The organism is Luteolibacter rhizosphaerae (assembly GCF_025950095.1).
Classification (GTDB): Bacteria; Verrucomicrobiota; Verrucomicrobiia; order Verrucomicrobiales; family Akkermansiaceae; genus Haloferula; species Haloferula rhizosphaerae.
The window spans coordinates 94,478-111,342 of the sequence record NZ_JAPDDR010000002.1 but is presented as its reverse complement, the minus strand read 5'-3'; the positions used below and the strand labels follow the sequence as shown (position 1 = coordinate 111,342).

Below are 16,865 nucleotides of genomic sequence, written 5' to 3'. Positions count from 1 at the left end.
GCGTGAAGATCCTCCCTGTCTGCTTGGCCCTGATGGGCTGCGCCCTCGCTGTGGAACCGGTGCAGCTCCCGCTGGCGATCGGCACTCTAAAGCTGCGCGACGGCAGCGTGTATGAGGAGGCGAAGGTGGTGGGACAGGATGCGGTGGGGCTGAAGATCATGCATGCCGGCGGCACGGCGCGGCTGCCCTACGTGAAGCTGCCGAAGGAGCTGGCAGACCGCTTCCCGCGCGATGCGAAAGCTGCCAAGGAGCAGCTGGAGAAGGAGGCCAAAGAGGCCAACGCTCACGAGCGATCCGTGGACAAGGCCGTATCCAAGCAGAAGGCGGAAGAAGTGGCAGACGAGGGTGATCTACCTTCCTGGGAGAAGGCCCCCGATCCCGAGGGCAACCCGCTGGTAAAGATCGCCGCGCTGAATGCCTACATCAGTCGGCTGGAAGTCGGGATCGAGAAGGCGCGGGAAGATGCCGCCCGGAACCGTGAGCGCGCGATCGATGCGCGAGGGAAGGCCACGGTCCACTCGACCCGAACGGACAGCACGGGCCAGATCTACAGCGAGGTGCGCACGAGCCAAGCCAAGCTCCGGCGGGCGGACACTCTGGACCGGAGGGCGCGCGACCTGGACAGAAGGTGCCGGGACGCGGAGAAACTGATAGATCTCACCCAACAGCGGATCAAGGAGCTGGAAGAGGATCTGTAGAAGTCCCCTGCCATGCCTCTGCGAGCGCGGCGCGGACAGAGGCTAGTGCGTGGGCATCCATCTGCAGCATGAGCGAGCCATCACGCGCGGGTCCGCTCATGTGATCCCGTGCAACCCAGGCCTGCTCTTCCCTCTGAAGTGAAGGGACGGCCAGCAGCAGCACCGCGGCGGCCACGGTGTAAGCCGGGACCAGCAGGCGGGAGAGAAGGATGCCTTCAAAAGACGTTTCTTGCGGCTGAACCGCGGTGATGCCGGCGCGCCAAACGATCCAGAGCAAGGGGATGCCCAGCATGGAGCTGCCGAGGACGAGGAAGGGCTCCTGATGGCGGGTAAGCATCCCGACGATGCCGATAAGCGGGACGAAGAGCGCCGCCACCGCAGCCATGACCCAGCCGACCCAGAGGAGTGGTGACCGCAGTCCGATGACGCCCATGCGCCGGGCGAGCCGCCAGCGCAGGGTCTGCTGAAGCATGCAGACGGAGAAGGCGAGGCTGCCTGCGGCCTGTTGCATGGCGGGCATCATGTCCCACTCCATGAGGCCGATGTGACGGCAGCCGAGCGGGGTGAAGCGGGTGATGCCGAGGTGCCATGCGAAGGGTAAGAGGACTCCGAGGCAGAATGTCCAAGCCACATCGGCCGGACGGAAGAGGGGCAGCAAGCCGGCGGCAAGGCCGCGCCGCGGGAGCAGGCGGCGCCAGCCTTCAAAGGCTGCGGCGAGGGCAAAGAAGGCGAGAAGCGAGGCGCCGCAGACAGCCATGTAGCGATCGGAGACGGCATGCTCCGCCAGCCTGCCAGGGGTGAAGTCCGCCGCGGTGAAGGTGCCGGGGAGAGCTTGATCTGCGTTGTTCCGCACGATGCTAGATGCCTCGCGCCGGAAGTCCGTGACGGGCGGCGATGCCGTGCCGAAGCCATGGCTCAGCGCCCGGAATCTGGAGACGACCGCTCGGACGCGTTTGAACCGCTCGGCATCGACCCACTGGCCTCGGCCACCGCGGTGGCCTCCCATGACCATCGCCATGCGATCCAGATCCAGAAGCTTATGGATCTCCGTGTCTCGAGAACCCCATGGCTGGAGGCGGAAGGCCCAGGATTCCCATATTTTCTTGGATTCAGCCCAGGCTTCGAGGTTGTCCGCGCGGGTGTAGTCGATGTAGTGCTTGGAGATTTCCTGAGGTGGCCAGGACCGCTGGCGGAAGACGAAGAAGCCCTGCTCCACCTGCTCGGCCAAGGTGCGGGGGGTGCCGAGCATTTCCATGCGGAGCTTCGTCCGCGCGGGGAGGTGGCTCTCGACCCGGGGCTTGGTGAAGGCTTCGAAGAAGGGGGAGGACTCCTTGGAGTGCAGCGCGACGAGGAGATCCCAGAAGCCATTGTCCGGCTCAAGGGAAGCACCGAACTTGTCGAGACGCTCGAGCAGGAGGCGATCCCGCGACTCGGAGGTGAGGATGGCCTCCTCCAGCCAAGCGGGATCCGAGGGCATTTCCTGCTCGAAGGATTGCTGCCACTCGAGGACTTCCGGGAGATCGGCGTAGCGGGTATTGGCGAAGAGGAAGAGGCGCTGCTCCGAATCCATGCCGCGGGAGAGCCGCTCCTCCATTTCTTTTTGATGGCGGACCTTGTGACCTAGGAAGCCATAGTGAGGGTTGAGCTGCTTGATCTCGGCATAGGCATCGGTCCAAAGCATGGAGAGGATGCCGAGAAGGGCTAGAAGTCCGCTGAAGATGAGGGCCGCTTGGCGGAGGGGTCTGGGGTTGCCACGCTCCAAGCGGGCACTGGCCATCTCCAAAGTATCGTCCGCGGCGGCGGGATCCGCGTGGGCTAGGCGGTCCATCAACTCGCCGCGGGCAAGCTCGCGGGACGGGGAGCCCGGTCCCAAGGCGCGCAGGGCAAGTTCGATGAAGCGGAAGCGCAACTCAGCCATTCACCCCGGCTCTATCAGATGGCGGGGCAATGGGAAGTTTCACTCGCCGGGAGCGGGCGCGTTTCCGATGATCCGGGACGATGCCCCAATTGCCCAGCGGACGGCTACTGAACGAGACCCGGGCGGTGAGCTACACGATCGTGTTCGGGATCTGGGCGGAGGTCTTCCTCTACTGCCTGCTGCACGACCAGTATTTGATCCGGATCTCGCCAAAGCATTTCACGCTGTATCATCCGCCGCTGTGGGGGATCGAGGATCTCACCTTGCTGGCGGCGGCGTGGGCATTCCGGGCATCGGTGGGGCCGGGGCTGGGCCTCGGACTGGCGGCGCTTTTCTTGGGCCGGGGCGGGAGTCTGCCGAGGGTGGAGCCGCGGCGGATGTTGGCGATCGTGCCGTGGCTGATCCTAGTGACGGAGTTGTGCGGTCTGGCGGCGGGGGCAGTGGCATGGAAGACGGGGCGGCCGGTCTATCCCGAGGCGATCTATCCCGAGATGGGGCTGCCGATCCTGATCAGCCAATCGATCCAAGTGACGTGTTATCTGGCGGGCGTGGTGACTTCGGTCGGCTTTCTGATCTGGCTGGTGGTGTGGCGACGGGCGAAAGGGAGGGGTGCCGCCCGCACCGGGGCGTAGGGGAATCCCTGATTGTGAGGGGGCCAAGGGATTTGGGATTGAGCCAAGGGTGCGATGGGGGTGAGGTGCAGGGGGTAGACCGGTGCTTGCCGGCCCGCTCCTCACTTCTCGTCGTTCCCCCGCGCATGAGACCTCCCCCACTATTTCCCCCAGCCGGTCGATTCCGGCGGTCGTCGCTTCCCGTGCTTCATTTCTGGCACAATTCTGGGATAGCTTTTTGGAAAACCGGGCATCGCTGCTGCGATAGGAGTCACTGCGCTTAAAACAAAGCGCAGGGAAAAACCCTCTTTTCGCCTGCTTTCCCAACAAAATTTGATCGACGGATCGCAACCGTGACGAAAGTGTCACTGTTATTGTAGTGATGAAGCGTAATGCGCCCTTCCCCGGCTTCAAACACGTTTCGGGATCGTCCCGGAACGGGGGTGGACATTTCGTTGGCATCTCGTTGAAGATCAATGTGGGGAATTCCGTCTCAACCTGCGGAATCTCCACGGAACCGGCTGGCCGTTCCGAGCGCTCCTCACCCATGCGCTAGCCAAGTCTCGGTCCCCCGACTGCAATGGACGCACATCAGAATCGTAGAGAGTTCAAGTTCGTACTGCCGCCGCACTTGGCGGGAGTGCTGCGTGCCCGCGTGGCTGAAATGATGGTAGCCGACCGCGGTGCGGAAGACGGCTATCCGGTGCTATCCGAATATTTCGATACCGCCGAGCGAACCAGCTACTGGCAGAAGCAACTGGGCGTGCCCAACCGCCGCCGTGTCCGGAGCCGGGTGTATGGCCGCGCGGACGGGGTAATCCCGGCCAGCGCGTTCATCGAGGTGAAGCACAAGCTGGACGGTGTGACGGTGAAGCGCCGTGTGCCGGTGGAGCTGGACGAGCTCGGTTACCTTTCCTCCGGCCGTCTGCCCGCGCACAAGGGCACGCCGAACGCCATTGACCAGCGGGTGATGGCGGAGATCGACGATCTGGTGAATGTCCACGGCAGCCGCCCGGTGGTGCAGATCAGCTATCACCGTTTTGCTTTCGACAGCGGCCCGGAAGGGACGATCCGGATCACCTTCGACATTGATCCGCGCTGCCGTTTCCGGCTGGTGCCGCTGACTCCGGGCGATCCGGACTTCGAGCTGCCGCTGCTGGAGCCGGGTTCTGAGATCATGGAGGTGAAAACGATCGGGCCGGTGCCGTATTGGTTCCGGAACCTGATCGGCGAATACAATTTGGTACCCCGCGGCTTTAGCAAGTATGCCGCCGCGCTGGAGATGTACGAGTTCAAGAACAAGGAGAAGGCCCGCCAAGCCGCGGAGCCGCCCGCGCCTCCGAGCGGCGGGCCGCGAGAACCGGTCGACGAGAAGGGGCGTCCGCGCCCTGCCGCCACATCCGCCCTGCCCCGCCGCGCCCGGATCCCGGAGCCGGTGAAGACGGGCGGTATCTTCCGTCTCCTAGCACTGAAGTGCCTGGCATTCCTGCAGCCGGCGAAAGCCCGCTAAGGAATTGACCGTAAATGCCGATCCCCCGTTTTGCCCTAAAGAACCCGCATGTACCCAGCCGACCTGTCTCAGTCCGTTTTCAGCCTGCTCTCCGCCACCGAGTCCGGGGGTAGCGTTACTTCCTTCTTCGACCAACTGCTGGGTGGCAGCAGCGCCGCCGCGGTGAAGCAAGATCCCGTGGATGTGGTGATCGCAATGTGCGTCAGCCTGGTGCTGAACCTGATCATCGCGCTGATCTACCGCAAAACCTACAAGGGCACCCGCTATTCGCAGGACTATGTCCAGACGCTGATCCTGATCGGCGTGGTGACCACGATCCTGATCAAGGTGGTGTCCGGCAACGGCAACATCGCCTTCGGTATGTTCGCTGCGTTCTCGGTGATCCGCTTCCGCCGGACGCTGGGTCAATCGCGGGACTTGGCCTTCGTGTTCCTGGCGATGGCAGTGGGCATGGTGGTGGGCGCCGGGGATTACCGGATGGCCGTCATCATCACCGCGATCATCGCTGCGGCGATCGTGATCCTGACCGCGACGGATGCATTCGCGCCGCGCCGGGCCTCGCACATGGTGACGCTGCGCATGACGAGCGACATGGACTTCGAGAAGCTGCTGGTACCGGTCTTCAATGAATTCGCCGATGCGGTGCAGCTGGTGAGCGTATCCTCCGCCCAAGCGGGGATGATGACCGAGCTGCGCTACGGCCTGCAGCTCAAGGAAGGCGCCAGCACGCCCAAGCTGCTGGAGGCGCTCCATCTCGTCTGCGGCAACAACCGCGTGATCCTTACCCCGACCGGCAACGAGCTCGACATCTGAGCCGAGGTCACCAACCCAACCCCGTCCTGCCGATGAAAACCCTGCCCAAACTGCTGCTCTTATCCCTGTTCGTCAGCCCCTTGCTGCCGGCCCAATTGAACGCTGCCGAACCGGCCGCCGAGAAGTCGAAGGCCGAGGACGGCGGCAAGAAGAAGAAAAAGAAGAACAAGGATAAGAACAAGAACAAGGGCCAGAAGGACGAGCCCGCCGCAGCCGTGACAGGCGGAAGCGCCAAGGACGCACCGCCGGAGATCGCAGAGCCCGCGGCATCCAACAACGGCGACTGGTGCACCTGGCTCCAGAACGATCCGGGCCTTCTCTACGACAACGACAAGAATCCCTGGATCCAGTCCTTCGAGATCGGCGGGCGTTTCCACTATCAGGCCGCCTACGTCGAAGGCACGGACATCAACGGCCTCGACTTCAACGACAAGTACGACGAATACCGTAGGTTGCGCCTCGAAACCAAGACGGAGTTCCTGCGCTTCCTGACCGCGGAGATCAACGTGAACCTGGTCTCGGACAACCGCTTCCGCGACGATTTCTTCAGCGACCTGGAGTGGGGCTACGACCGTTTCGACGAAGCTTCGCTCGAGCTGGACGTGGACAAGATGCTCGGCACCGGCGGTCCGTTCGACAACATCAAGGTCAAATACGGCCGGATGAAGCTGAAGATGACGGAGGAGGTCCACATGTCCTCGAACGAGATCTACACCATCGAACGCTCGCACATCGCCGACAAGCTGGGCGGCAACCAGAGCCGCCCGACCGGTGCCACGCTCGAACTCGACAAGGGTCCGTGGGAACTGGTACTCGGCATCTACAGCGCGGAAGACGACGCCGACTTCATCGGCGGCTGGAACGACGGTCACTTCTACTACGGTAGCCTCGCTTGGCAGGCCACGGACGAGTTCAAGTTGCAACTCGACTACAGCCAGAACGAACTCGACGACCGCGCGCTGGTGGACGACGCGCTCGGTTACTCCTGGGCAACCGCTCTCTCGGCCATCTACGAGAAGAAGGACTGGGGTGTGATCGCCGAAGCCATCTACGGCGACAACGGCGGTGCGAACGGCCTGATCCCGCGACGCGCCGGTGACTTCCACGCCTTCGTGGTCATGCCGTGGTACTGGATCATCGAGGACAAGCTGCAGGTGGTGGTGCAATACCAATACGCCAGCTCACCGGAGTCGCAGGGTCTGCAGATCCCGTCCCGTTACATCCGGGCCGATCATGAGAACCCGGCGGTGGACGTAGACAACGGCCGCGGCAACGAGCACCACTACCTCTACGCCGGTCTCAACTACCACCTGTGCCGCGACCGCGTGAAGCTGATGGGTGGCGTGGCACTGGACGACCTGACGACCCGCCGCAGCGAGGTGAAGGGCCTGACCTATCAGGTCGCCTTCCGCACCGCCTTCTAAAGCGAGCGCAAAGCAAGTCTTGAGAGCCGGAGATCGCCGAGTGCGATCTCCGGCTTTTCATTGGCCGAGAAGTGAGGGCTGTTCCGCGTTCTCAGGCCGGGCGCTTGCGACGCAGAAGACCCAAGCCGAAGGCCGTAGCAGCCAAGACCATCCCCGACGGCTCGGGCACCGGAGTGTGGGTCAGGCTGATATCGTCGAAGGCCACCTGGCGGTTTCCGCCGGCACCGAGAATGCCCCCTGCACTTCCACCGCTCCCCAGTTGTTCAAGGTCGCGGCATCAAGCGTCTCTTGGGTCACGGTGTAGGTCCAGACCCTCTCGGTCCGTAGGAGCGGCCGGCAGGTCGCTGCGATAGGTCGTCCAAGCGGATATCGTCAACTGGTCGCCTACCGCGAGCGAGGACCACATAAGCGTGGTTTCCTGACAGATCGTTTGATGAGAACCGGCAGAGTAGCTAAGTCCACACGCCCTGCTGGAGGAGCTGCCTGGTGGCGGCTTCCGCCCAGCCACGGTTGGCGGCGGGTGAGGCGGGGCTGGGATGAAGGACGCGGCCGAGCTTGGCAGTGCTGCCGGTGAGCTGGGCGGCCTGCTTCAGGCGTTCCTCGGCGAAGCCGCCGACGCCGATCAGCCACTCGGGATTGAGCACGCGGATGGACTCCGCGAGGTGTTCCAGGCAGGCGGCCTCCACTTCCACCATCTCGCTGGCGGGGAGCTTGTCGGGCGTGAGATTCGCGCCGGTCTCGCTCATCCAGACGAGCGGGCAGTAGTTGAGGACGAAGTGGTCCGCGAAGAAGGATTCGGCGCTGCCGAAGCGCTCCGCGAAGAGGCCCCAGAGACGGCGGCCGCTGACCTCCGACTTCGGGCAGGCGAAGCCTTGGACCGGGCGTTTCGGGTGCTCGGGAGCGGGCTTGCCGACCGGCAGATTGATCCCCATCCAATCGCGGACGGAGGGAACCTCGCCAAAGGGAACGCCGGTCTGGGCCATGCCGAAGGGGCCGGGGTTCATGCCGAGGAATACGACCTGCTTTTTCCCCTGCCCGAAGCGGCGGAGGTACTCCTCATGCGGGGCGCGGGCGTAATCGAGCGGTAGGTAGGTGTAAGCCGCCTTCGAGAAGACGAGCGGGCGGAGGCGCTCGGCAAGATGGCGGGAGGCGGCGATCAGAGGCAGGTCGGACACGGGCCGACTCAAGCGGTCCGGCGACGGCGGATCAACCCTGCGACGCCGAGGATACCGAGCAGCGCGGCGGAAGGCTCGGGAACCGCGGTGAGCTGGATGGAAAGCGTGCTGGTAGGCGGGGCGTTGGTGGCGAGCCAGACCGGGATCCACTCGCCGCCGGGATCGCGGAGATAGAAACGGCTGGGGTCCGTCTCCGCGCCGACGGGGCCGAGCAGGGCGGCATCTTCAAGCTTGGGGCCGAAGGCACCACCATCGCTGAAGTTTGAAATGTCTGTAAATGTCAGGGTCCAGAAGATATCGTCGGGAACCAAGGTGTTGATCCCGGAGAACACCAACTCGTTCAGGTTCAAATTGTTAGATCCATCATCCTGGAAGGAGAAGAGAAGCGGGCCGGAGGACCAGAGCGGGGTGTCCGAAGGGCGGAAACCGGCAAGGTTTCCGGGGGTGACGCCGGGCTGGCCGACGGGGCCCTCATACTCGTTCTCATCCGGCACGGCGGTGTAGAAGGAGAGGGTGACGGAGCCTTGGCGGGCGACATTCGAGTAAACGGTGACGACGGCCTGATCGAGCACACGATCGGTGCCCGCGAGGTGGGCGGAGTCCGCATACTCGGTGCCCTGCGAGACGGTGAGGTAGGTGAAGGGACCACCGGTTTCGCCCGGGAGAGTGTAGACCGGAGTCTGGGCCGGGAGAGGTGCCGCGAGAGCAAGCGCGAGCGCGCCAAGAATGGGGGGGAGTTTCATTCGGGGGGGATGAACGCCTGAGCCTAGGTCAGGCGGGCCGGTCGAGTCGATGACTCTTCGATTCGTCTTCCCGGACTATCAATTCATGCCCCATGCACCCTTCCGGTCCTTGCGGGCTTCCTTCTCCAACTGACGGAGGCGGGCTTCGTAGTCCCTGCGAGAGGTACCATCGGGAAGGTCCGCGCCCTTGGTGTGGATGCGGGCGAGGCCTTCACCGACAAGGACCTCCTCCAAGGGCCTGCCGCCGACGGTGCTGACGAAGGCATGGTAGCGGCGGTCACCGAAGGGATCCTCCCAGCGGGTGTGGAGGACGAAGGGCTTGCGGGCGATCAGTTCTTGGATGCGTTCCTTGGCGCGCTTGCCGATCTGGACGGCCTGTTCGTCCGAGATCCCGAAGGCTTCCGCCTGTTCGTGGATGCGCTTGTGATTGTCCGCGCCGCCGCGGTAGGTGCGGAACTCGCTCTCCGGGCAATCGACGAAATAGAGGCGGAACTGCTCGACGCGGCCATCCGGGAACTTCACGCGGAAGCTATCGCCATCGTTTTGACGGTGATCCTCGTAGCGGAGATCGTCGAAAGTTTCGTAGTCCCCGGTCCGCGTGGAAGACTTGGGAGCGGAAGCGGAGTCGGAGCGGGAGGGTGCTTCCCAGCGGGGCTTGTCCTTCTGCGGCTTACCCTGCTGCCGCTGCTCACGAAGGTACCAAGAGAGAGCGGCAATGATGACCAGAGCGAGGATACGCCCGGACGTGGTGCGGGAGCGGGCCATGGATCAGAGGCCCTTGAAACCCTGATACTCCTGATAGGTGCCCAAGGGCATGGCCACCTTGCCCCAATCGCGGTTCAGGCGGCGGTACTTTTTGATGAACTCGGTGGGGTCCGCCCAGTTGTTCATGTCCCGGCCGACACTTTCGCGCTGCATGCCGATGCTGAGATTGTGGCGGATCTCGAAATGGAGGTGGGCGGCATACATCCCGCGGTTGTTGCCGATGGTGCCGACCTGCTGGCCGCGCTTCACCTGCTGACCGACGCGGACTCCCATATCGCGAAGATGGCCGTAAAGCGCATCAATGAAGCGGACCTGGCCGGAGGCGGGATCACGATAGCCGTAGCGGATGATGACGACGTTTCCCCAGCCCTGCCGGACATCGTAGGCCCAGGTCACAACACCATCGCCGATGCTGTAGACGGGAGCGCCCATGTCGGTATCGCCACCGCCGCGGCCGTTCCAGTCCTCACCAAAGTGCACGGGCGGGCGGAGGCGCAGGCCACGGGCCTTGTAGTAGCCTGCGGCGTCGGGCTTGCCGACGGGGTAGTCGAAGCCATCGGTCAATGCCACCCGGGCCGATCTCTGTTGAGCCGCTGCCGGTGCGATGAACGCGAGAAGCAGGGCGAAGAGGACGGGGAAGGCGGGTTTACGCGGCAAACCGCTCACCCCACCAGTGCAAGGCCGCCGGGGGCCAGGGGCAAGTCAAATTCGAGGGGTGATGCGGGAGTGCCCGGTGATCAGCGAGCGGTGATCAATGGAAAGCCTGCAAATAAAGCTGAATTTCACCTCCGAACTCAGGAATGGGCGAGGCCGAGGAAGTTGGTGGCGATCATGGCCGCAGCGGCAATGGCGGCGGCGATGCGGTACCACCCGAAGACGCCGAGGCCGCGGCGGTTCAGGTAGGCGACCATCCATTTGACAGCGACGGCGGCGGAGACGGTGGCGGCGATGACGCCGATGGCGAGCGGGACGAGGCCATAGCGGTCCCACATGAGGAGAGCACCCCCGAAGGCGGTATCGTACTTGGCGGCGAGACCTTCGATGGGCCAGACGGCTTTCTTGGCGGTGGCGGCGCCGAGGGTGGCGAGGCCGAGGAGGAAGGAAAACTCGACGGCGGCGCTAAGGCGGAGGCCGACGAGGATGCCGCCGATGATGGTCATGAGGCTGCGGGAGGTGCCGGGCCACATGGCGACGCACTGCATGAGACCAACCAGAAAAGCCATCTTGATGGTGATCTCCGCGAGTTCCCTACCCTGCGAGCCACCGCCTTTCTTCATCCAGCGATCGACGACGAGAATGCCGATGCCGCCGACGAACCAGGCCCATGCGATCCACTTGAAGTGGAAGAGCTTTTCCTCGATCCAGTCATTCGCGAGCAGGCCGATGACGGCGGCAGGCAGGAAGCCGGCGATGATGGCGAAAATGAGCTTCAGGCCCTCCGGGTTCTTGCCGAGGAGGCCGAGGAACATCTGACGGACACGGGGCCAGTAGAGGCCAAGAACGGCGGCGATAGCACCACCCTGGATGCAGATGGCGAAGCAATCAGCCGCGGCCTTGTCCTCGGGACTGGTGCCGATGCCCATCATCCGCTGGGCGACGATGAGGTGGCCGGTCGAGCTGACGGGGAGATATTCGGTGATCCCTTCGATCACGCCTAGAACAAGGGCTTGCCACCAATTCATGAGGGAGTGGCGCGACCTTGCCGGTCATAATGCGGACGGGCAAGGGATTTGCGGTTGCTTCATTTACCTTTAAGAAGGAAATTCGGCGCGGATCGATCCGCGGGAAGAGGAATGAAGCGACGCTACCTATGGCTCGTCCGGCGCGCGTACCGCGCTCTGCGGCACCCGCGACTGCGACACCGGGAATGGTGGCAGGACGTCACGCATGCGCTGTTTGAACGGCGCCTGTGGATGCCCTGCCGCGATACCGTGGCCTCGGGTCTGGCGATCGGGATGTTCTTCGCGGTGATGCCGGTGCCGCTGCAGATGCTTTTCGCCGGGGTGGCGGCGATGAAGTTCCGGGCCAACGTGCCGATCGCGATGACCTGCTGCTGGCTGAGCAACCCGGTGACGAATCTCCCGCTGTTCCTAGGGCAGTTTTGGCTGGGCGCAAAGATCTCCCAGACGCTGGGCCTGAATCTGCCGGACATCCAGTGGTTCAAGAACTTCCTGATCTGGCTTATGGGCCAAGAATCGGAGAATGAGCGCTCCTTGCTGGATACGATCCGGCACGGCAACACCGGAGACTTCTTCCTAGGTGCACTTGCCTCCGGGATCCTGCTGGCGGCGCTCGCCTACCCCTTGGTGCATCTGTTTTCCGCGATCATGCCGCACCATTTGCCGGCCCGGAAGCATGCGACGACCAAGGTTTCCTCCTTCATGCGGAAGATCAAGGCGCAGCGCGACGCCCGTAAGGAGGCGAAGAAGGCTCAGAAGGAAGCGCCGAAAGCGCTGTGAGGTGAGGAGGAGACAGCTACAAGGGCTGCTTCGTCCGCCTGAAAGCCAATTCCGTCAAAGACTCATTCTGGAATCGGAGCCCACATCGAGGCTCCGGCAGATCGACCACGGATTATACGGATTTAGAGGATTGCACGGATTCAAAGACAGGATTCGGAGGATCTCGAAGGGGAAATCTCTTTGCGCGGAGCCAGCACAGCTTCATCCGTGCAATCCGTTGAATCCGTATAATCGGCCGTCAATTCGCCCAAAGTTCCTTGGGGATAGCTCTTCAGAATTGAGTCTTTAACGGCACTGGCCTGAAGACGGAACTTCGACCTACTTGCCGAAGTGGCGAGAGCTGACCTTGCCGCCACCGTAGGGGGCACCGAGGCGGATGCCGACGGCTGCCTTCGGGAAGACGAGGCGGTCGCGGGAACGAGCTTCGGCGCGCTTGAGACCAGCGACGGCGAGGAGGGCGAGAAGGCCGGTGACGGCGAGGAGGCCGATGGCGAGAATTACCATGCGGCCGCGGGTGTTACCGACGGGTGCGGCAGCACGTTGGTCGAGGGTAATTGAAAGCTTGGCGGCGAGACCGGTGGAGAGGGTTTCGGCGAAGGCGGCGCGATCCGCGGTGGCAGCCTTCAGAGGGGCATCCAGTTCGGAGATGATATGCTCAAGCTCCACGAAGGAAAAATCGGTGGGCCGGATGCGCTCGATGACCTTGCCGGGTTCGATCTCGTCCTTGAGCGGAGGGGCTTGGCCGAACTGGAACTTGTAGCTGTCCACCTCCAGGACGAGGACCATGCCGGGCTGTCCGGCGAGCCACTTGGCTTCAAGGAGGGCTGCCTGATCCTTCAGGCTGCGCCCGATGAGGGTGCTGTAGGTGGCGAGGTAGAGGCGGTAGCCGTGGCGGTCCTCGAGAATGCCGAGGGTCTCGGAGACGACGGCAAGGCGCTGGGGATCGCGGGCGAAAACGCGGGCTTCGTCGAGGACGAGGTTCGCGGGGGCGGGAGGGATGGGGTTCTCATCCTCGAGATCCTGGGCAAGGGATTGGCCGCCCAAGAGGAGGGAGATGCAGAACAGGAGCCAGTGGAGGGGCCTCACGATGTGGTATCATTTCCGCGAGGTGACGCGTGGCAAGTCCGGGGTGGGAGATCAGGACCGGGATGAATAGGATGGATGGGATTTAGAAGAGGGTGATCCCGGGTGGAGCTGGTTGCTTCGCAGGGACGGTGGGGCGGACTGAAGATCCGCGGTCCCGGGGAGAGGCCGACAGAAGGCGGCGCACCCGGTGTTAGCCTTTGGCCTTCTTTTCGGCGGCGGCTTTCATGTCCGCGCGGAGGCCGGTAAAGAAGAGGAGAGTGGCGGCGATGCAGATGCAGGAGTCCGCGACATTGAAGGCGGGCCACTGCTTGTTGATAACCGGAATGGTGAAGTCGAGGAAGTCGACGACGTAGCCCGCCTTGAGGCGTTCCCAGAGGGGCTCGCCCTCCATGTAGGAGAGGCGGGAACCTTGGACGAGGCGGTCGGTGAGATTCCCGAAGATACCGCACAGCAGCAGGGCGACGGAGACCTTACCCCAGTTCCCGATGAAGAATTTCTTCCTGACGCCGAGGGTGATGAGACCGAGGGCGACAATGGGAACGATGAGGAAGACGATGGGCGCCCAATCGCTGCCATTCCCGAAGCCGAAGGCGACGCCCTGGTTATGGACGCGGGTGAGATTGAAGAAGCCGGGGACGACGGTGATGGCCTCCGAGGGCTGGATGCTGGTGTAGCCGTAGCCGGGCTCCGGGAAGCGACCGACGGTCCAGAACTTCGACCACTGGTCCAGGATGTACAGGGGCAGAGTGAGCAGGAGCAGGACCTTGGAAAGGGCCCACTCCTTGGCCTCTCCGGCGGGGAGAGGGTGCACGCTGCTCGATGTGGGACGGGCTTCCATCACGCGTGAGATACAGCTTGAACGACGGACTCGCAACGGGCGCAGAGGCCGGACTCGCCGAGCGGCTCGTATCGGCGGCAGCGCGGGCACATCTCGTGTTTGGTCTTCGAGGCCTTCGCCGAGAGCACGGAGCCTGCGGAGACATCGAGATCCGCGATGATGAAGAACTCGGTGGCGAACTGGCGATCGCGGAGGAGATCGTAGACCGGCTCCTTCTCCGGGACGACGAGTTGCACGGCGGCCTCGTTGTTCTTCGAGAAGGTCTTCGCCTGCACCTGCTCTTCGATGGCGGTCTGGACGACGCGCTTGATCTCAAGCAGGCGGTTCACGGTCGCGGTAGCCTTGCCGGAGGCGAAGGCGGGATCCGGTTCCGGGAAGTCCTGTTCGTGGACGCTGCCTTCCGTGAAGGAGGCGTTCTCCCATGCTTCATCCGCGGTGTAGGCGAGGATGGGGGCGAGCAGGCGGCTGATGGCCGAGAAAACATCATACATCGCCGTCTGGCTGGCGCGGCGGCGCACCGAGTTCTTCGCGTCGCAGTACATCCGGTCCTTGGTGGCATCGATGTAGACGGCCGAGAGATCGGTAGTGCAGAACTGGTTGAGCGCGTTGAAGACCTTGCGGAATTCATACTGCTCGTAAGCCTTGCGGCACTCGGCGACGACCGCGTTGAGACGTTCGAGGATCCACTGATCCAAGACAGGCATGTGGCTGGCCGCGACGCGATCCATGCCCGGATCAAAGCCATCGAGATTCCCCAGCAGGATGCGCAAGGTATTGCGCAAGCGGCGGTAAGGCTCGGCGACTTGCTTGAAGAGATCTTCACTGAAGGGCACCTCACTCTGCCAGTCGACGGAAGAAACCCAGAGACGGACGATATCCGCGCCGTACTTATTGTAGAAGAATGCGGCGTCGATCGGCTTGCCGCTGCTGCCTTCGGACTTGGAGAGCTTGCCCTTCTTGTCCTTGTCCACCACGAAGCCGTGGGTGAGCACGGACTTGTAGGGAGCCTTGTCACGCCAGGCGACGCTCATCATGAGCGAGCTCTGGAACCAGCCGCGGTGCTGGTCGGTGGCTTCGAGGTAAAGATCGGCGGGGGCGTGAAGCTCCGGGTGCTTTTCAAGCACGGCGACGTGAGAGCAGCCGGAGTCGATCCAGACATCGAGGGTATCGCGGCACTTCTTCACGCCCGCGGGAAGGCCGAGATTCTCGGCCAGCTCGGCATCGGAGAGCTCGAACCAGATATTGGTGCCTTGCGTTTCGACGAGGTCGGCGACCTTGCGGGCGACATCCGCGGAGAGGATGGCCTTGTTATCCGTATCGAAGAACACGGGCAGCGGGACGCCCCAGGTGCGCTGGCGCGAGATGCACCAATCCGGACGGGATTCGACGGTGCCATAGATGCGGTTGCGGCCCCATGCGGGGAGCCACTCGACCTGGTCGATCTCGCGCAGGGCCTTGCCACGCAGGGTCTCCAGCGAGATGAAGAACTGCTCGACGGCGCGGAAGATGATGGGGGTCTTCGACCGCCAGCAATGCGGGTAGCTGTGGCGGTAGACCTCGCGGGCGAGGAGAACGCCCTTGCTCTCCAGCAGCTCGACGATCGGCTCGTTCGACTTGAAGACGTGCTTACCGACGAGATCGGGCAGGCCTACTTCGGCGGTGAAGTTGCCATCGTCATCGACCGGCGAAAGCACGCCGAGGCCGTACTGCTGGCCGACGACGTAGTCATCCGCGCCGTGACCGGGTGCGATGTGCACCGCGCCGGTGCCGGTCTCCGTGGTGACGAAGTTGCCGAGGATGATCTTCGAGGTGCGGTCGAGGAAGGGGTGACGAGCTTCGAGGTGCTCGAGCTCGCGGCCCTTCACGGACTTCAGCACGGAAGTACGACGCATGCCGGACTTCGCCTCAAGCTCGGCGACGAGTTCCTTCACGACGATGAGGATCTCACCGCGGCTGCCGCCTTCGAACTGGCAGACCTCGTAGGTGAACTCCGGATGGACGGCCACGCCGAGGTTGGCAGGCAGGGTCCAGGGAGTGGTGGTCCAGATGGCGATGGAGGCATTCCCGATGCCGAGCTTCGATGAAGACTCAGGGGTGAGCGGGAACTTCACGAAGATGGCGGGGCTCTCCTTGTCCTGATACTCGACCTCAGCCTCGGCGAGCGCGGTGTGCGCACCGTAAGACCACTGGACGGGCTTCTTGGATTGGTAGACCACGCCTTCCTCCACGAGCTTCGCGAAGACGCGCAGGATCTCCGCCTCATAGGCGTGATCCATGGTGAGGTAAGGTTTGTCCCAATCGCCGAACACGCCGAGACGGCGGAAGGAACCGCGTTGGACATCGATCCAGCCGTTGGCGAACTCGGTGCAGCGGCGGCGGATCTCCGCGGGCTCGAGGCCGGTGGCTTGCTTCACCACCTTGAACTCGATGGGCAGGCCGTGGCAGTCCCAGCCGGGAACGAAGGGCGCGGCGTAGCCGGCCATGGTCTTCGACTTCACGACGAGATCCTTCAGCACCTTGTTGAGCGCGGTGCCCATGTGCACGTCGCCATTCGCGAAGGGCGGGCCATCGTGAAGGATGAAGGTGGGAGCCTTTTGGACGCGGCGGCGCTCGAGAATGCGGTGGTAGAGGTCCTGCTTCTCCCAAATGGCGAGACGCTTCGGCTCGTTCTCAACGAGATCCCCGCGCATCGGGAAGCTCGTCTGCGGAAGCAGCAGCGTGTCTTTGTATTGGGATTCGGAACTCATTGGCGGGCGCGGACGCTAGCAGCGGTCCCGGAGGGGGTCAATCACCGGGGAGGGGTGGAAATTCGGGGTTATTCCCGG

Annotated in this window: 16 protein-coding genes; 6 read left to right on the top strand and 10 right to left on the bottom strand. The window is 63.4% G+C overall.

Features of this window, described 5'->3' with window-relative positions; translation table 11 throughout:
- Positions 1–2 precede the first annotated feature (2 nt).
- Positions 3–698 carry a hypothetical protein gene (locus tag OJ996_RS03485; protein ID WP_264511208.1) on the top strand — a complete coding sequence of 232 codons (696 nt, stop codon included), beginning with the start codon at positions 3–5 and terminating at the stop codon, positions 696–698.
- Here OJ996_RS03485 and OJ996_RS03480 read toward each other — a convergent pair.
- Complete coding sequence (locus tag OJ996_RS03480) at positions 673–2,616, bottom strand: hypothetical protein (RefSeq protein WP_264511206.1); 1,944 nt, start codon at positions 2,614–2,616, stop codon at positions 673–675. The genes OJ996_RS03485 and OJ996_RS03480 overlap by 26 nt on opposite strands.
- Positions 2,617–2,696: 80 nt before the next feature.
- Here OJ996_RS03480 and OJ996_RS03475 point away from each other — a divergent pair, with 80 nt between their 5' ends.
- From OJ996_RS03475 to OJ996_RS03460, 4 genes are all read left to right on the top strand, one after another.
- Entirely contained in the window at positions 2,697–3,248 is a 552-nt protein-coding gene (locus OJ996_RS03475; RefSeq protein WP_264511204.1) for a hypothetical protein, read from the top strand.
- A 559-nt stretch (positions 3,249–3,807) separates the two neighbouring features.
- Positions 3,808–4,737 (top strand): polyphosphate polymerase domain-containing protein, encoded by a 930-nt coding sequence (locus OJ996_RS03470; protein ID WP_264511202.1) that lies wholly within the window; start codon positions 3,808–3,810, stop codon positions 4,735–4,737.
- A gap of 48 nt (positions 4,738–4,785) precedes the next feature.
- Positions 4,786–5,550, top strand: a complete 765-nt coding sequence (locus OJ996_RS03465) for a DUF4956 domain-containing protein (protein ID WP_264511200.1) — start codon at positions 4,786–4,788, stop codon at positions 5,548–5,550.
- A gap of 32 nt (positions 5,551–5,582) precedes the next feature.
- Complete coding sequence (locus OJ996_RS03460) at positions 5,583–6,974, top strand: porin (protein WP_264511198.1); 1,392 nt, start codon at positions 5,583–5,585, stop codon at positions 6,972–6,974.
- A 91-nt stretch (positions 6,975–7,065) separates the two neighbouring features.
- On the opposite strand, the gene OJ996_RS03455 is transcribed toward OJ996_RS03460, so the two are convergent.
- From OJ996_RS03455 to OJ996_RS03430, 6 genes are all read right to left on the bottom strand, one after another.
- Positions 7,066–7,179: a PEP-CTERM sorting domain-containing protein gene (locus tag OJ996_RS03455; RefSeq protein ID WP_264511196.1), complete on the bottom strand. Its 114-nt coding sequence runs from the start codon at positions 7,177–7,179 to the stop codon at positions 7,066–7,068.
- 247 nt (positions 7,180–7,426) lie between these two features.
- On the bottom strand, positions 7,427–8,149 hold the full coding sequence (locus OJ996_RS03450; protein ID WP_264511194.1) for a uracil-DNA glycosylase family protein: 723 nt from the start codon (positions 8,147–8,149) through the stop codon (positions 7,427–7,429).
- Positions 8,150–8,157: 8 nt separating this feature from the next.
- The gene (locus OJ996_RS03445; protein ID WP_264511192.1) at positions 8,158–8,892 is read right to left on the bottom strand and encodes a hypothetical protein; all 735 of its coding nucleotides are present in this window, start codon (positions 8,890–8,892) and stop codon (positions 8,158–8,160) included.
- Positions 8,893–8,970: 78 nt separating this feature from the next.
- Entirely contained in the window at positions 8,971–9,657 is a 687-nt protein-coding gene (locus tag OJ996_RS03440) for a thermonuclease family protein (protein ID WP_264511190.1), read from the bottom strand.
- A gap of 3 nt (positions 9,658–9,660) precedes the next feature.
- On the bottom strand, positions 9,661–10,323 hold the full coding sequence (locus OJ996_RS03435; protein ID WP_264511188.1) for a murein hydrolase activator EnvC family protein: 663 nt from the start codon (positions 10,321–10,323) through the stop codon (positions 9,661–9,663).
- Between the two features lie 128 nt (positions 10,324–10,451).
- Positions 10,452–11,339, bottom strand: coding sequence for an undecaprenyl-diphosphate phosphatase (locus tag OJ996_RS03430; protein WP_264511186.1), 888 nt, complete (start codon positions 11,337–11,339; stop codon positions 10,452–10,454).
- 111 nt (positions 11,340–11,450) lie between these two features.
- Between OJ996_RS03430 and OJ996_RS03425 the strand changes: the two genes are divergently transcribed.
- Complete coding sequence (locus OJ996_RS03425) at positions 11,451–12,116, top strand: DUF2062 domain-containing protein (RefSeq protein WP_264511184.1); 666 nt, start codon at positions 11,451–11,453, stop codon at positions 12,114–12,116.
- Positions 12,117–12,434: 318 nt separating this feature from the next.
- On the opposite strand, the gene OJ996_RS03420 is transcribed toward OJ996_RS03425, so the two are convergent.
- The 3 genes from OJ996_RS03420 to ileS form a co-directional block, all read right to left on the bottom strand.
- Positions 12,435–13,202, bottom strand: coding sequence for a TPM domain-containing protein (locus OJ996_RS03420; protein WP_264511182.1), 768 nt, complete (start codon positions 13,200–13,202; stop codon positions 12,435–12,437).
- Positions 13,203–13,392: 190 nt separating this feature from the next.
- Positions 13,393–14,040, bottom strand: a complete 648-nt coding sequence (locus OJ996_RS03415; RefSeq protein WP_264511180.1) for a signal peptidase II — start codon at positions 14,038–14,040, stop codon at positions 13,393–13,395.
- A complete protein-coding gene (gene ileS / locus OJ996_RS03410) occupies positions 14,040–16,787 on the bottom strand; it encodes an isoleucine--tRNA ligase (protein ID WP_264511178.1) in 2,748 nt (915 codons plus the stop codon). Before ileS ends, OJ996_RS03415 begins: the two co-directional genes overlap by 1 nt.
- Between the last annotated feature and the right edge of the window lie 78 nt (positions 16,788–16,865).

Coding starts and splice junctions, on each gene's coding strand:
- OJ996_RS03415 (WP_264511180.1), bottom strand. CDS start 14,040: ATGGAAGCCCGTCCCACATCGAGCAGCGTGCACCCTCTCCCCGCCGGA.
- OJ996_RS03480 (WP_264511206.1), bottom strand. CDS start 2,616: ATGGCTGAGTTGCGCTTCCGCTTCATCGAACTTGCCCTGCGCGCCTTG.
- OJ996_RS03425 (WP_264511184.1), top strand. CDS start 11,451: ATGAAGCGACGCTACCTATGGCTCGTCCGGCGCGCGTACCGCGCTCTG.
- OJ996_RS03465 (WP_264511200.1), top strand. CDS start 4,786: ATGTACCCAGCCGACCTGTCTCAGTCCGTTTTCAGCCTGCTCTCCGCC.
- OJ996_RS03470 (WP_264511202.1), top strand. CDS start 3,808: ATGGACGCACATCAGAATCGTAGAGAGTTCAAGTTCGTACTGCCGCCG.
- ileS (WP_264511178.1), bottom strand. CDS start 16,787: ATGAGTTCCGAATCCCAATACAAAGACACGCTGCTGCTTCCGCAGACG.
- OJ996_RS03445 (WP_264511192.1), bottom strand. CDS start 8,892: ATGAAACTCCCCCCCATTCTTGGCGCGCTCGCGCTTGCTCTCGCGGCA.
- OJ996_RS03460 (WP_264511198.1), top strand. CDS start 5,583: ATGAAAACCCTGCCCAAACTGCTGCTCTTATCCCTGTTCGTCAGCCCC.
- OJ996_RS03430 (WP_264511186.1), bottom strand. CDS start 11,339: ATGAATTGGTGGCAAGCCCTTGTTCTAGGCGTGATCGAAGGGATCACC.
- OJ996_RS03440 (WP_264511190.1), bottom strand. CDS start 9,657: ATGGCCCGCTCCCGCACCACGTCCGGGCGTATCCTCGCTCTGGTCATC.
- OJ996_RS03475 (WP_264511204.1), top strand. CDS start 2,697: ATGCCCCAATTGCCCAGCGGACGGCTACTGAACGAGACCCGGGCGGTG.